Raw genomic sequence first — 14,768 nt, 5'->3', positions numbered from 1 at the left:
GCTTTGCCGGTTCAATGGGGAGAATCAGAGACGCGAACACGCCTAATGGGTGATTGCAACCCGACCGGTTTTTGGCATTTAATGCTTTAGGGAATCTGTTTTTCAAGGAGCGAGAGGTGGGAGAGCGGAGCAGCGCACACAATGCCCGGACTCTGTTGCGCGCGCAGGAACTGAGCAAACGCTTTGGTGATCTGGTCGCAGTAGATCGTCTGAACCTGTCGTTGGCACCGGGGGAATGCTTTGGTTTGCTGGGCCCCAACGGGGCCGGGAAATCCACTACTCTGGAGATGCTCGAAGGCATTCTTGAGCCAACTTCCGGTAAGATTTTATTTAAAGAACGGCCTCTTTTCGACGATTATCGCCACCATATCGGCATTCAGTTTCAGGCGACCGCCTTGCCGGAGCACCTGTCGGTGAGCGATTGCCTGACCCTGTTCGCCAGCCTCTATCGCACTACGGTGCCTCTGACCGAACTGGCACAGCTGTGCCGTCTTGAGAGCTTAATGGATCAGCAGCACCAGACCCTGTCCGGGGGCCAGAGACAACGCTTGCTGCTGGCGCTGGCACTGATCAACCGCCCTCAACTGCTGTTTCTTGATGAACCGACTACCGGCCTGGATCCTCAGGCCAGACATAACTTCTGGCAGTTGATTCGGGATGTGCGCGCCGGTGGCACCACCATCTTGCTGACCACCCACTACATGGATGAGGCGGAACAGTTGTGCGATCGCATCGCCATCATGGATCACGGCCGGGTATTGAGACAGGATACGCCGGCGGCGCTGATTGCCGAGGCGTTCCTGTCCCACATTGTCAGCCTGCCCGCCAGCGTCGAGCTCGGGCCCGGCTGGCCGCTGCCGGTTCAGCAGCGCAATGGCTTGCTGGAGTTCCAGACCGATGACGTCAATCAGGTGCTGGCGCTGCTGCAGCAGCATCGGGTCGATGTCACCAGCCTCAATATCCGCCGTCCCAATCTGGAAGATCTGTTTTTGACCCTTACCGGCCACCAACTGAGGAGCTGAGATGAAAAGTCTGTTGGCACTGATCCATGCCCGCAATCTGGAGTTTGTCCGGGATCGGTCGGCTCTGGGCTGGAGCCTGATGTTTCCACTGATGCTGATCATCGGCTTCGGGGTGGCCTTCAGCGATACGGATCGGCCTGAGTACAAACTCGGGGTGCTGGGGGCTCCCGCCTATCTGGCGCCCCTGCAGCAGACCCGTTATCTGCAGCTGATCCCCTATGAGGATGAGGCGCTGGCCCGCAGCAAGGTGGGGCGGCACCAGTTGGATCTTCTGTTGACCGAGGGCGGTTATGTGGTCAACCCGGACTCGGTCAAGGGCTACCTGGCGGAACGGATTGTTCTGGGGGTGGTGGGGCCGTTGGCGTCGACCCAGGAGCAGGGGCAGGCGGTACGCTACATCGACTGGCTGATGCCGGGCATCATCGGCATGAACATGATGTTTTCCGGCCTCTATGGCGTGGGTTATGTGATTATCCGCTATCGGAAAAACGGGGTGCTGAAACGGTATCAGGCCACGCCGATGAAGCCCTGGATCTTCATCTTGTCGCAGATCTGCAGTCGCATGCTGATGATGATGGCGACCGCCACCCTGGTGTTTGTGGCCTGTTCGTGGATGTTTTCCATTGCCATTGTCGGTAGCCTGTTGCTGCTGCTGATAACCGCTTTGCTGGGAGCGTTGGCGTTAGTGAGCGTTGGCTTACTGGTGGCCTGTCGCACCCGTTCCGAGGAGTTTGGCAACGGCGTGCTGAACCTGATCGCCTGGCCGATGATGTTTCTGTCGGGCGTGTGGTTTTCGCTGGAGGGCACTGCCGAGTGGATTCAGTCGCTGGCGAGGCTGCTGCCCCTTTCCCATCTCAATGCCGCATCCCGGGCCATTATTATCGACGGAGCCGGAGTGGCCACCCTGTGGCCGCATTGGCTGGCGCTGGCGGCGATCTCGGTGGTGGCGATCGCCATCGGTGCCAAGGGATTCCGCTGGAACTAACGGGTGTGGATGGCAAGGTCTTGAGGGTAGGCGGAGTGTTTTCCATCAAGGGCAACCCCACGGCGCTGGAGTCATGATACCGGGATCATCTGGAGATGGCCGTCGGCGAGTACGGCACCGACTGCCATGCCGGGGTAGGGGGTGATGGTGTGGTGTCCCTTTGTCGAGGATACCCAGTATTTCAGCCCGTCAGATGAGGGGGCAGGTTCACCCTAATGGTGGTCAGCCGGTGGGCGACATCGTTAAAGAAAGCTACGGCCATTTCGGTTGGTTTCTGGAACCTTAAGGCAACAAAGTGGAGTCGTGGCAGCCAAAAGAACAGGGAGCGGCTCTGCCGCTCCACTTCACTATAACCAGTTTGACTTCAGCTGGCTGTATTGTTGATGGTAGCGACGTACCCGCTTGAGGTAGGTCTGGGTTTCCTCGTAGGGAAGGTGATGCTGGAGCCTTTGATAGACTTGGTCCGGCGTCATGCTGTTGATGATCTTTGAAGCCTTGCGGATATTGCGGCTGTTATCGGTATTGAAGGCTTTGGCGACATTACCGGCACCGGTGTTATAGGCGGCGATGGTGCAGTACAGCCTGGCTTCGTCGTTGGTAATGCCTACAAGGTAGCGTGTATCAAGCAAGTGCAGGTAACCCGTGCCGTAACGAATATTCTCATCGGGTTCAAACAGGGCGCGTTCACTCGGTTTCCCTTTTTTGTTCAACAGCTTGTCATTAACGTCTAAGCCGGCACTGGCCGGGACAATCTGCATCAGTCCAAAGGCGGGGATGTGAGATTTTGCTTTGGGATTAAAGCTGCTCTCCGCCTGCATTATCGAGAAAACCAGCTCGGCTGGAATGGACCATTGTGCCGATTGTTTGGTGACGAAGGGGAGGTACCTGGCCGCCTTTTTATCCAAGCTTTGCGAAGGCAGCGGGATTTTGTAGGTGGTCATGGTTTTGGCGCTGGGATCGTGTCGGCGCTGTTGTTGATACTGCTCTTTCAATTGCTGCAATCGACGCTGTTCGTGGGCGTTAATTTTCTCTTTTTCCCGTTTAAGTGATGCCTCGACAGCGATCTCTTCTGCACCATTCGATAGTGCAAAATCGGCTTGTTTATCGATGGCGTTCAGCGCCTGCTGGTGTTGAGTTTTAATGACCTCTTGTTCGGTTTGTTGCTGTTCCGCCCCGTATTCCAGCGGTCGCTGGGTGATGGCTGCCTCTTCGACGATCTGCTTCAGGGCGTCCGGTGAGGAGGGGAGGGTGGTGAGCAGGCGTGGCGTGTTGCCGTTCTCTGCGCCGATGGTATCTGTGTCCAGTTTGGTGTCGGCCAGCTGTTGTAACTGCTCCAGTACCCGCTGTATCTGGGGGGCGCTGTCTGAGTCATGAATGATACTGACCTCTATGGTGTCGGTTGAAAAATCGACTTTAGCCCGTTCGGTTTTGGCTTGACTGTAACTGATGTAGGTATTCGCGTTGCTTTGATCCGGCTGATCCCAAACCGCCATCAGTGCTTGACGTTGATGATCAAACTCGTCGAGATAAGCGGTACGGTAAGTCTCAAATTCTGTCATGGTTTGTTGCTTGTAGGCCTCGAACTCCGACAACTCCTGAGAGGCCGGCACTTGGCCAACAAGCAACACGGCCGCGACAGAGATGATCTGGGCGGCAATGTTGCACTTGAACATCGTATTCTCCTCGTTGGAGTTACAGCTTGTTGGTGGAGGTGAGCAACGCGTTCAGAACCTGGTCGGCTTTTTCCTCCTTAAACCTTTGCCACAGTTCTGCGTCGCGGTCTTTGCTGGCTGCGAGGGCTGAACGCATGGTGCGTTCGTAATCGGCACCACTCATGCCGACCAGAACATAGAGGGCGCCGGTGCTGCTGGTTCGGGATTTGATAATGCGGGCACCGGACAGTGTTTGTTCCGTAATGCTGGAGGATACCCGCTCAATGAGCTGCTTTACTTCACCGCTGGCATCCACATTGCTGGCAACTGCCGCATCGTTAAGTTTGGCGGATACGCGACTCTGGAAGGTTTTTGATAACTGAACCCGGGCCTCTGAAGCGGCAACATCTTTCATAAAGCCAATTCCGGCCGCCGACTTTTTGGCGTATCCGACCGCCGTCAATGCATAGTTGTCGACGCCTTCGTCACAGATCCAGCTGGGCGCCTCGACTTGTGGCGAGTCCGGGAAAGTACAGGCCAGTGTCATGGGCTCTGGCGTAGAAGTACAACCGGCCATCAGGCTAAGGGCCATTATCGGAAGAATACGTTTCATATTGTTTGAGTCCTTATAAATTCAAGCTTTTTAGTGATTTAGCGGCTTGCATCAACAGTCCATCCTCATGTTTGAGAGTAACCAAATCCCCTCTTTGAATAATCTTTAACTTCTGCTCGTCCGATAAAATTATCCAAGAATACATAGGCTCGATGGACTCCGTGAATCTTCCTTCGGCAATCACTTCGAATTCCGAGATGGTTTCGCCATTTCCAAGGTCTGTAATCTTTTTTCTTTTTATTTCTACCAGTGAGCCACCTTTTGCTCCTCTGGCTGCCCCCAATGAGACACGGAATACATTGTCCTTCTCATTACCCCTTCGTTCAACAACATACCCAGCAGGGGCCAGGCTGTTTTTTATTTCGTTTTGAGCGCTCTTTAACGCTCGGGTGGCGGCATTTGTTATTAGGCCCATCTTAAGGCTTTTTGTCACTTGGCATCCTGTGAATAGGGAGAGGTCGGAAGAGTCCGTGCCATTCATCTCTGCCGAAATCACCTGCCTCATCTCAGGAATAGTTAAAATGCGAATCTGCCCTTTGACACCGGCTTCTGCTTCGCAGGAGGGGCCATAATCCTTTCCGGTTATGAGACTGGTTCCGCCTTCATGATACTCTGCGTGAGCGGATACTGAGCTGATCGTGCTGAATATCGCAAAGTCAGCAACTTTAGGGCCGTCGTAATTTAGTCGCCCAGTGGACTCAGCCAGTAGAAGTTCATCGTGAAGTTGACTGGCAAGAGAGCGGTCAATAGTGTTTATGCCTGCTGATGCTAAAGCGTTTTCGATTTGCCCTTGCATCTCACCTTTGAGAAATTCTTTATTGATTCCTCCTGCAGTGATTTTTGTTGGCATTACGAAAACAGTTTTTTGAGTTGAGTCAAGTAACCTCTCTGGCATGTACTGAGTATCTTCAAGAGGAATATTGGGTAATGAAGTAATTACATCCCGCCTGGGGCCTGTTGATACACAACCGGTAATAAACAGTGTACCAATAATGGCAATGACCAACTCTGGCTTCATTTTTTTCAAGATAACTCTCCTTGTTTCATCATCGTTCACATAGGTAGTAATAGCTGCCAGATGTTTTCTCCGGCTATCTGTTTTAATAGTTGTTGCTCGGCAACAGCCTTGGCTTGTGCTTCGCTCAGTGAAGACACGCCGGTGCTGGTTAATCGTTTTGTGTGGACGATTTGTCCTTGATCGACAACCGTGAGTTTGCCGTCCAGCCGAACATGGTATTGACCGAACAGCTCCCGGGCTGGCTGTGCATCAATATTGAATTTCAATATGGCGATGGGGTTGGGGCCTGATACCTGAAACCCTGAGTCGTCGAGCCATTGGCTGACAAAGGCCTCGGTTTGTGGACTGGTATCGGTGAACTCCAGCAGGATGGAGCTGTTGGCTTTATGCTCCGCTAAACGCCGCTCAAACCAGCTCAGTGGAGCCAGGTCTGGTACCGGGTGCTGCTGCTGCTCCAGAACTCCTGCCAGTGCCCTTGCCGTATCGGCGGTCGTCAGGTTTTGATTTAGTTTTCGAAATTGCCTCAGGCTGGACATTGGCTGCTGCCGAAGCTGACTCAGTTGCTCGAGGTGCTGATTTAGCTGTTGCTCCAAACCAGCCATCAGGGCTGGACGATCGACTCGAATAAGCTGGTAAAAGGTATTTTTGTCATGGGCCGATTCATACAGCTCATAGTTACTTAAGGTGAAGGCCGCATTTTCACTTTCTACCTGCTGTTCAACTCGCTGGTCTACCTGGCCATTAAGGGTTTGGGTGTGGGCTTTTAGGCGGCCTTGAACACGCACCTGAAGACGGCTGGTGATGTCTATGAGGGCCTGCTGTCGTGCGTTCAGCGGGGATAAGCCTGCGCCGACACCATAGAGGTGACTGGCCGTATCAGCCGGTGGTGCGAGGTACCAGGAGGGTACCGTTGCAACACAGGCAGTGGTATGAAGTAGAAAAAGCACTAATGCCAGGGGGCGTAGTAACATGGGATTGACTCAAGGTTAGAAGTAAGTATTGAATTCATAGCGAGTGAGTAATGCTTCTGCCATTAATGCGTCCGGCTCTCCACTGATGCCATAGAGATTTGGCTTTAACTGGCTCCGCAATCGCTGTAGCTCTTTTATCGGAGACTCCCCAAGGGTTTGCCTATCGGTCACTGCTCGAATGAGTGGGGCTAATTGGCCCGGCATTACCCCGTATTCAGTTGTGCCAATAAACAGGTTTAGGTACATGCCCTCGGCGCCCAGTTCATGGGGCTCCAGGTAATATACGAGGTTGAAATTGTCTAGATAGAAGGTTTTGGTTTCATCGCTGAACTGCGAGTAGGTATCCCGATTAAGGACTTTTTCACTAAAAGGAATGCGGGGAGAAAAAGCGCTGAGCTGACTGTATATACCCTGGAAGTCCAGTGTTTGCACCAAGTAGCCATTGATTCGACTCTTCTCGACCAGGAGAGTAATTAGATATTTATTCTTTTTGTAGTAGCGAAACTGGATGTTTGTGTTCTGCCGTGAGCGCTTTACGACCTGAGGGAAGCCGAGGTCCTGCTCCACATAGGTTAGATAATTACCTACATCAATATTTTGTAGTGAATTCTCCTCAACTTGGTGGGTGAAGTTTGCCTGAATGCCAGAATAGATACTGGTGGACAGTTCTTTGGTGTCATTCCAGTTGCCGAAGCCAATCATTAGTGCAATGAAGTAAAGAAAGCCCGATTTCGCTTTTTTCCAGTTGTGGGAAAAAGGCGAGATGCGGTCACTGTACTGGCTCTGGGAAGGCCGCGTGCTCTCCTGCTCGGCTCCTGACATGCCTTATCAATCCTTTGATAATTTATAACACTCTAATGTAAGCGGTAATAATATGACCCTTGCCGCGTTAATTTCAAGTGAATATTTGTGTTGTTGATGTTGACTGGGTGTTGCCCTCCTGAAATGTGATTTGGCTAATCGTTTACCGCGAGGGTGATGAAAATTGTTATCCTGAATAACGTGATAGTGCCGTGGTGTCGAGTCGCGGTTGAACTGGCGCCTACTGGGCCGGGCGATTACAATGTGCGCCGTTGAAACCGGTAGGAACATGAGTAAGGGGCATAGGTGGAGCAGGATCAATACTGGATGCAGCAGGCGATGGAACTGGCGGCCAAGGCCGAGGCGCTGGGCGAGGTGCCCGTCGGTGCGGTGCTGGTGAAGGCCGGCGTCAAGATAGCGGAAGGTTACAATCGCAGCATTACCGACCATGATCCCAGTGCCCATGCCGAGATGCAGTGCCTGAGGCAGGCCGGTGTGGCGCTGCAGAACTACCGTCAACTGGATACCACCCTGTACGTGACGCTGGAGCCCTGTCCCATGTGTGCCGGTGCCCTGGTGCATGCCCGGGTCGGGCGGGTGGTGTTTGGCGCCAGCGATCCCAAAACCGGGGCGGCAGGCAGTGTCATGGACCTGCTGCAACACCCTGCAATGAATCATCAGGCCGAAGTGGTGGGAGGGGTGTTGGCTGAGCCCTGCGCGACTCAATTGAGTAATTTTTTTAAACGACGCAGGGCTGAAAAGAAAGCCTTAAAGCAAGCTCAGAAGGCGTCATCCAAAGACGCGTCTTGAACGAACGACTTGCTGCGTTGCAGGACTTTCATATGGCCGCGTTTTCGCAGGGCCCGGCGGCGCTCTGATAAGCTGCTAAGTGCCTTGCGGCGACGTGCTGGACTCTTCATAGAATCTCCTTACTGGTACTCTTTTTATTTATGGTATCCCCGTCTCTTTGCAGTTCGATGACATTGGATAGGATGGCCTAAACACGGTGAAAGAGGCCGTGGGGCCCAGTTCACAGTTTTGGCCGGGAGTGCGGCGGATGCCGCCGCGGCGCACTCCACTTCGGGAGCCGGCGCCTATTTTTATCTTGAAACTAGAGATAGCGACGATGGGGGCTTTTTTCAACCCCCAGAATGCGTTATCGCTATCAAATCCGGCATTTTATTGGTTATTTCGGCAGGAAGTTCCGTCTTGATCACTCTTCGTTTATCGCGACCTTCATCGGCGCCAGCGTCGGCGGCAGCCGGGTCTCCAGCAATACCAGGGTGTCGTAGTAGCGTTTAATGTTGTCGACGTAATGGGCCGCGACGCCGCCTTGGGCAAAGCCGTAACGGGTGCGTTGGTAGTAGCGCTTCTGGGTCAGCTTTGGCAGCACGGTTTTCACGTCTCGCCAGCTACTGGGGTTCAGCCCCTGGCGCTGGGCCAAAACCCGGGCATCTTCGACGTGCCCCAGGCCGATGTTGTACGCCGCCAGGGCAAACCAGAACCGCTCGGGTTCGGGAATGGAGGCAGGCAGGCGCCGAATCAGGTCGTGCAGGTAGTCACTGCCTCCGCGAATGCTCTGCTGCGGATCCAGACGGTCGTCCACGCCGACCCGGCGGGCGGTGGAACGGGTCAGCATCATCATGCCTCGAACGCCGGTGGGGGAGCGGGCCTCGGGGTTCCAGTGAGATTCCTGATAGCTGATGGCAGCCAGTTGGCGCCAGTCCAGTTCGCCGGCATAGGCTTTGAACCAGGGTTCGTAGCGGGCCAGTTTTCGCTCCACCGCCTTGATAAAGGCTCGAGTGTCGACGTAATCGAATCGTTCCACATGGCCGAAGTATTTCTCCTCCAGCTGGGCGATGCGACCGGCCTGTTTGAGCAGGTGCCAGTAATCCAGCAGGTCGCTGAACAGGGCGTCGCTGCCACTGGCGTGCAGGGCCCAGCCGACGTCAAACTCCGGGCCGATGTCAAAGGCGGCGGCCAGCTCCGGGTGGATGCGGCGGCTGGCCGCCAGGGTTTTGTCGTCCGCCAGGGTAAATGCCAGTTCGCCACTGGCTACCTGGGCCAGTAACTCATGGGCGGCGTGAGAGTCGGTTTCCTGCCATTCCACCACGGTGCCCGCCAGCGACAGGTTGGCCAGTAATTCGGCGTGGTTGGAGCCGGCCATCACCACCAATGGCCGGGGCAGGGCGTCGATGGAGGTGGGCCGGGCCTGCCTGCGGTTGTAGACCACCTGCAAGCGGGTCTGGTAGAGCGGCGGGCCGAAGCGCCAGAAACTGCGGTTCAGGTGGGTATCGCTGAGGCTGGAGGCGATCAGGTCCAGCTTGCCGTTGCTCATGTCATTGTACAGCTCGGGCAGTGAGGCGTAGGGGATGATGGTGAGCTCGCGCTGCAGGTGGTTGGCAAAGCCTTCGGCCAGCTCGTAATCCAGCCCTTGGGGACCGGCGGCCCCCACCACATAGGTAGTGGGGCCATACAGGGTGCCCACCCGCAGCGGCTTATCAGGTTCAGTCTTCGGGGCCGTCGGGGTCTCGATCTCCAGCCGCAAGCAGCCGCCCAGTGTCAGGCACAGGCAGATAAGCAAGCTTCTTGATGTTATTAACTTATTTAAAATCAGCCTCATCTTCCGTTCATTGTAGACTGTTTTGCGACCGACCTTTCCACTATAATGGCGCCACCTTGGTTTCCGGAAACTGTGATCCAGGTCGGAGCACGGTTAACGGAATTGAGCCCTACACATAACTATATAAGGTAAAAATACCGTGATTAAGATCCTCCGCGGCGCGCCGGCGCTGTCCGCGTTTCGGGTCCACAAGCTGCTTACGGCTTGCCAAAACGCGACTCTCCCGGTCTCTGATCTTTACGCTGAATACTGCCATTTTGCCCATCTCTCCGCGCCGCTCGACTCCGAGCAAACGACTCACCTTGAACAGATATTAACCTACGGCCCCCGACTGGAACAGCATGACCCTCAAGGAAAACTGCTTCTGGTTGTACCACGTCCCGGCACCATCTCCCCCTGGTCATCCAAAGCCACCGACATCGCTCACAACTGCGGCCTGACCTCGGTGCAGCGATTGGAGCGTGGTGTTGCCTGGTACGTCAAGCTCGACGGGGAGTTGAGCGATGGCCAGCAGCGCCAATTGTTGAATCTGCTCCATGACCGCATGGTTGAGGCAGTGCTGACCGATTTCGATCAGGCTGAGTCGCTGTTCGTGACCGCCGAGCCCGGCGAACTCAAGTCAGTGGACATTCTGGGCGGTGGCCGTCAGGCGCTGGTGGCGGCCAATACCAACATGGGACTGGCGCTGGCCGAGGATGAGATTGACTACCTGGTGGAGAACTTTTCCCGCCTGGAGCGCAATCCCAATGACATCGAGTTGTGCATGTTTGCCCAGGCCAACTCCGAGCATTGCCGGCATAAGATCTTCAATGCGGATTGGACCATCGACGGAGAGCTGCAGCCCAAATCGCTGTTCAAGATGATCAAGAACACCTTTGAACAGACGCCAGAATTCGTGTTGTCAGCCTACAAAGATAACGCTGCGGTGATGACCGGCTCCGAAGCCGGTCGCTTCTTCCCCAACGAGGCGGGTAGCTATCAGTACCATCAGGAGCCGGTTCATATCCTGATGAAGGTGGAAACCCACAACCACCCGACCGCCATCAGCCCCTATCCCGGCGCGGCCACCGGCTCCGGTGGTGAGATTCGTGATGAAGGCGCCACCGGACGGGGCTCCAAGCCTAAGGCGGGTCTGACCGGATTCACGGTATCCAACCTGAATATTCCCGGCTTTGAGCAGCCATGGGAGCAGGCTTACGGCAAGCCGGATCGCATCGTGACTCCGCTGGAGATCATGACCGAAGGGCCCCTAGGCGGCGCCGCCTTTAACAACGAGTTCGGCCGCCCGGCGCTGCTGGGGTATTTCCGTACCTACGAGCAGGAGGTCGCCAGTTTCAATGGCACCGAAGTGCGCGGTTACCATAAGCCGATCATGCTGGCGGGCGGTTTGGGCAACATCCGTGAAGAGCACGTCCAGAAAGGCGAGATTCCGGTCGGTGCCAAGCTGATTGTGCTGGGCGGTCCGGCAATGAACATCGGCCTTGGTGGCGGCGCGGCCTCCTCCATGGCATCCGGCCAGTCGTCCGAGGATCTGGATTTTGCCTCGGTACAGCGGGAGAACCCGGAGATTGAGCGACGCTGCCAGGAGGTGATCGATCGCTGCTGGCAACTTGGGAAAGAGAACCCCATCGCCTTCATTCATGACGTCGGTGCCGGCGGCTTGTCCAACGCCATGCCCGAGTTGGTGGATGATGGCGGCCGCGGCGGTCGTTTCCAACTGCGGGATGTGCCCAACGATGAACCCGGTATGTCTCCGCTGGAGATCTGGTGCAACGAGTCTCAGGAGCGGTATGTGATGGCGGTGGCGGCCGAGGACCTGCCCCGCTTCGACGCCATCTGTCGCCGTGAGCGTGCTCCGTACGCAGTGATTGGTGAGGCCACCGAAGCCCGTCACCTGAGCCTGGAAGACAGCCACTTTGAGAACACCCCCATCGACATGCCGATGGAGGTGTTGCTGGGTAAGGCGCCGAAGATGCACCGGGATGTGACCTCCGAGCGCTGCCAGGCGCCGGCGCTGAACCTGTCTGGCATTGAGGTCGCCGACGCGGTACGCCGGGTACTGCGTCTTCCCGCCGTGGCGGAGAAGACCTTCCTGATCACCATCGGCGATCGTTCGGTCACCGGCCTGGTGGCCCGGGATCAGATGGTAGGCCCCTGGCAGGTGCCGGTGGCCAACTGTGCGGTTACCGCGGCATCTCTGGACAGCTATCATGGCGAAGCGATGTCCATGGGCGAGCGCACGCCGCTGGCGCTGATCAACTACGGCGCGTCCGCACGGATGGCCGTCGGCGAAGCGCTGACCAACATCGCCTGTGCCGATATCGGCTCGCTGCAACACATCAAGCTGTCCGCCAACTGGATGGCCGCCGCCGGGCACCCCGGTGAAGATGCCGGCCTGTATGAGGCGGTGAAGGCCGTAGGTGAGGAGTTGTGCCCGGCCCTGGGTTTGACGATTCCGGTGGGCAAGGATTCCATGTCCATGAAAACCGCCTGGACCGAAGAGGGCCAGGATAAAAGCGTGACCTCACCGCTGTCGCTGGTGATCACTGCCTTTGGCCGGGTTAACGACGTTCGCCATACCCTGACGCCTCAGCTGCGGCTGGATAAGGGCGACACCCGGTTGCTGTACATCGATCTGGGCGATGGCCAAAGCCGGCTTGGTGGCTCGGCGCTGGCTCAGGTGTATAACCAGCTGGGTAACCAGGCTCCGGATGTGGACCAACCCGAACTGCTCAAGGGCTTCTTTAACGCCCTGCAGGCATTGATTGCCGAAGAGCGGCTGCTGGCCTACCACGATAAGGGTGACGGCGGGATCCTGGTGACTCTGGCGGAGATGGCCTTTGCCGGCAAAGCCGGCCTCGAGGCCGATCTGACCGCCTTGTCCGGAGAGGTGCTGGCCAAGCTGTTTAACGAAGAGTTGGGCGTGGTGCTGCAGGTGGCTACCGAGCAGCTGTCAATGGTGCGGCAGACGCTGGCAGAGCACGGCCTGGCCCAGTGCAGCCATGTCATCGGCAGCGTTAATGACGGCGAGCGGTTGGTGATCACCGATGGCGGTGACACCGTACTGGATGAAAATCGCACTGAGCTCAGAGGCATCTGGGCGGAAACCACCCTGGCGATGCAGTCGCTGCGGGATAATCCGCAGTGTGCCGAAGAGGAGCATCAGGGCAAACTCGATGCCGGCGATCCGGGCCTGTCGGTGAGCCTCGGCTTCGATCCTGCCGAGGACGTGGCGGCGCCATACATCCTCAAGGGCAGTGCGCCGAAAATGGCCATTCTGCGCGAGCAGGGGGTCAACTCCCATGTGGAGATGGCGGCGGCGTTCGATCGGGCCGGCTTCGATGCAGTGGATGTGCACATGAGCGACATCCTCGAGGGACGCCTGACGCTGGAGCAGTTCCAGGGGCTGGTGGCCTGTGGCGGCTTCTCCTACGGCGACGTACTGGGCGCCGGTGAGGGCTGGGCAAAATCGATCCTGTTCAATGATCGGGCCCGTGAGCAGTTCCAGGGCTTCTTTGAGCGCAGTGACTCTCTGGCTCTCGGGGTCTGCAACGGCTGCCAGATGCTGTCTAACCTGAAGGGGATCATTCCCGGTTCCGAGCACTGGCCGCACTTCGTCCGCAACCGCTCAGAGCGCTTTGAGGCCCGCTTCTCACTGGTGGAGGTGCAGCAAAGCCCGAGCCTGTTCTTCGACGGCATGGCCGGCTCCAGGATGCCCATTGCCGTTTCTCACGGTGAGGGTCGGGCCGAGTTCGCCAGCCAGCAGGCGTTTAAGGCGGCGGATGCGTCTGGAACGGTGGCCCTGCGCTACCTGAACCACCAAGGGTTGATTGCCAGTGCTTATCCGGCTAACCCCAACGGCTCTCCGGCCGGGATTACCGGCCTGACCACCACCGACGGCAAGGTGACCATCATGATGCCTCACCCGGAGCGCGTATTCCGCACCGTGGCTAACTCCTGGCACCCGGATGAGTGGGGGGAAGACAGCCCGTGGATGCGGATGTTCCGCAATGCCCGGGTGGCCCTGGGCTAGCCCTGATAGCGGTACTTTACAGCCCGGCATTGCCGGGCTTTTTTGTGTCCGTCTGCCAGCAGGCCGGAGTTTCAGATCAGAGAGAGGCGGGGAGGGGCTGAATGACCTTACCCGCGGATGTTGTTTTGGCGCAATATTCGGGGCGTTTCCAGGCGTATTCTGGGACAGCGGCCGCGATAAAAAAAAGGCCGCATCCCGGGGAGGGAGCGGCCAAAGAATGCGCTAGCATTTCGCAAAGAAGGTGATACTTGCCTGTCGACACTCAACAGGCCAGGCGATCACTGAACCTGTTGGCGGTACAGTTCGGAAAAGCTACGTTGGTACAGCTTAACCAAGCGATGCAGTAGTTGAGTCATAAGAGCCTCCCCATAACATGAATTTACTGACGGTGTTCGCAATCGAAGCGATCTGCGGGTTAATTCACCGCCTCGTTTCGATGGGGCTATAGTAGATTTGACTGCAGGGGTTGGCAAACTAGAAAAACTCCAATTTCGGATTAGTTTTTCTAATTAAATATTCATTGTGATGTGATTGTTGTTTTTTAACATTTATTTAATTTCCATGTTTTTTAATGGCTTATGCGGCAGTATTTGTATTTTGTTTGTTTTATAGCCGTACTTATATTTGGCCAAATGTGAGGTTATTGGTGGCATGAAACTAAGTACTGCGAGGGTGAATAAAACTCACCTCGAATTTATTAACATTTGATTGATATCTAACCCTTTTTTGTTATCCCTCAATAATTGTGAGTCAGCTCCCAAAAGTGATCAGAGTATTCTGGCAGGGATTGAGGGTTGGGCAGGGGGAATGATATAAAATTGGCTGAATTGCTAGCTGATTCTCTCTTTACCCTCCGGTGCCGGGGGGCGAGTAGAGTCGTAGAGAGGCAAGGAGTGTTAACGGATGGTTGCAGTAAGTGCTTGGAGGCCTGTCATGGATGTAGCGATGAATCACTGCGTCTTTGCTTCCCTCTCTGTCGCAGGCCCGAGACTGAGCCCGCGCCAAACTCCAGCAACCCGGTGTGGTTGTAATGCCTCAATTTGTTCAGGC

10 protein-coding genes are annotated in these 14,768 nt (G+C 56.0%); 4 read left to right on the top strand and 6 right to left on the bottom strand.

Annotated features, from left to right (window positions below; all coding sequences use genetic code 11):
• Nucleotides 1-116: 116 nt before the first annotated feature.
• Both BLT77_RS03230 and BLT77_RS03225 read left to right on the top strand, forming a co-directional pair.
• Nucleotides 117-1,022: an ABC transporter ATP-binding protein gene (locus tag BLT77_RS03230; RefSeq protein WP_245709851.1), complete on the top strand. Its 906-nt coding sequence runs from the start codon at nucleotides 117-119 to the stop codon at nucleotides 1,020-1,022.
• 1 nt (nucleotide 1,023) lies between these two features.
• A complete protein-coding gene (locus BLT77_RS03225; protein WP_090361927.1) occupies nucleotides 1,024-2,007 on the top strand; it encodes an ABC transporter permease in 984 nt (327 codons plus the stop codon).
• Nucleotides 2,008-2,354: 347 nt separating this feature from the next.
• On the opposite strand, the gene BLT77_RS03220 is transcribed toward BLT77_RS03225, so the two are convergent.
• From BLT77_RS03220 to BLT77_RS03200, 5 genes are read right to left on the bottom strand one after another with little or no spacing between them, the layout of a single operon-like run.
• Nucleotides 2,355-3,680: a transglycosylase SLT domain-containing protein gene (locus BLT77_RS03220; RefSeq protein WP_090361923.1), complete on the bottom strand. Its 1,326-nt coding sequence runs from the start codon at nucleotides 3,678-3,680 to the stop codon at nucleotides 2,355-2,357.
• 19 nt (nucleotides 3,681-3,699) lie between these two features.
• The gene (locus BLT77_RS03215) at nucleotides 3,700-4,272 is read right to left on the bottom strand and encodes an LPP20 family lipoprotein (RefSeq protein ID WP_090361919.1); all 573 of its coding nucleotides are present in this window, start codon (nucleotides 4,270-4,272) and stop codon (nucleotides 3,700-3,702) included.
• A 13-nt stretch (nucleotides 4,273-4,285) separates the two neighbouring features.
• Nucleotides 4,286-5,299 (bottom strand): hypothetical protein, encoded by a 1,014-nt coding sequence (locus BLT77_RS03210; protein ID WP_143026544.1) that lies wholly within the window; start codon nucleotides 5,297-5,299, stop codon nucleotides 4,286-4,288.
• A gap of 26 nt (nucleotides 5,300-5,325) precedes the next feature.
• The gene (locus BLT77_RS03205) at nucleotides 5,326-6,261 is read right to left on the bottom strand and encodes an LPP20 family lipoprotein (protein WP_090361909.1); all 936 of its coding nucleotides are present in this window, start codon (nucleotides 6,259-6,261) and stop codon (nucleotides 5,326-5,328) included.
• Between the two features lie 15 nt (nucleotides 6,262-6,276).
• The gene (locus tag BLT77_RS03200) at nucleotides 6,277-7,083 is read right to left on the bottom strand and encodes an ETEC_3214 domain-containing protein (protein WP_090361905.1); all 807 of its coding nucleotides are present in this window, start codon (nucleotides 7,081-7,083) and stop codon (nucleotides 6,277-6,279) included.
• 285 nt (nucleotides 7,084-7,368) lie between these two features.
• On the opposite strand from BLT77_RS03200, the gene tadA reads away from it, so the two are divergent.
• Nucleotides 7,369-7,872 carry a tRNA adenosine(34) deaminase TadA gene (gene tadA, locus BLT77_RS03195; RefSeq protein WP_281241952.1) on the top strand — a complete coding sequence of 168 codons (504 nt, stop codon included), beginning with the start codon at nucleotides 7,369-7,371 and terminating at the stop codon, nucleotides 7,870-7,872.
• A 403-nt stretch (nucleotides 7,873-8,275) separates the two neighbouring features.
• Here tadA and mltF read toward each other — a convergent pair whose 3' ends face one another.
• On the bottom strand, nucleotides 8,276-9,685 hold the full coding sequence (gene mltF, locus BLT77_RS03190; RefSeq protein ID WP_090361901.1) for a membrane-bound lytic murein transglycosylase MltF: 1,410 nt from the start codon (nucleotides 9,683-9,685) through the stop codon (nucleotides 8,276-8,278).
• Between the two features lie 142 nt (nucleotides 9,686-9,827).
• On the opposite strand from mltF, the gene purL reads away from it, so the two are divergent.
• Nucleotides 9,828-13,718: a phosphoribosylformylglycinamidine synthase gene (gene purL, locus BLT77_RS03185; RefSeq protein WP_090362640.1), complete on the top strand. Its 3,891-nt coding sequence runs from the start codon at nucleotides 9,828-9,830 to the stop codon at nucleotides 13,716-13,718.
• The last annotated feature ends 1,050 nt before the right edge of the window (nucleotides 13,719-14,768 follow it).

Source organism: Ferrimonas sediminum (genome assembly GCF_900100175.1).
Taxonomy (GTDB): Bacteria; Pseudomonadota; Gammaproteobacteria; order Enterobacterales; family Shewanellaceae; genus Ferrimonas; species Ferrimonas sediminum.
Note: the sequence above shows the minus strand (reverse complement) of the source record. Positions and strands in the feature narration are given on the sequence as shown.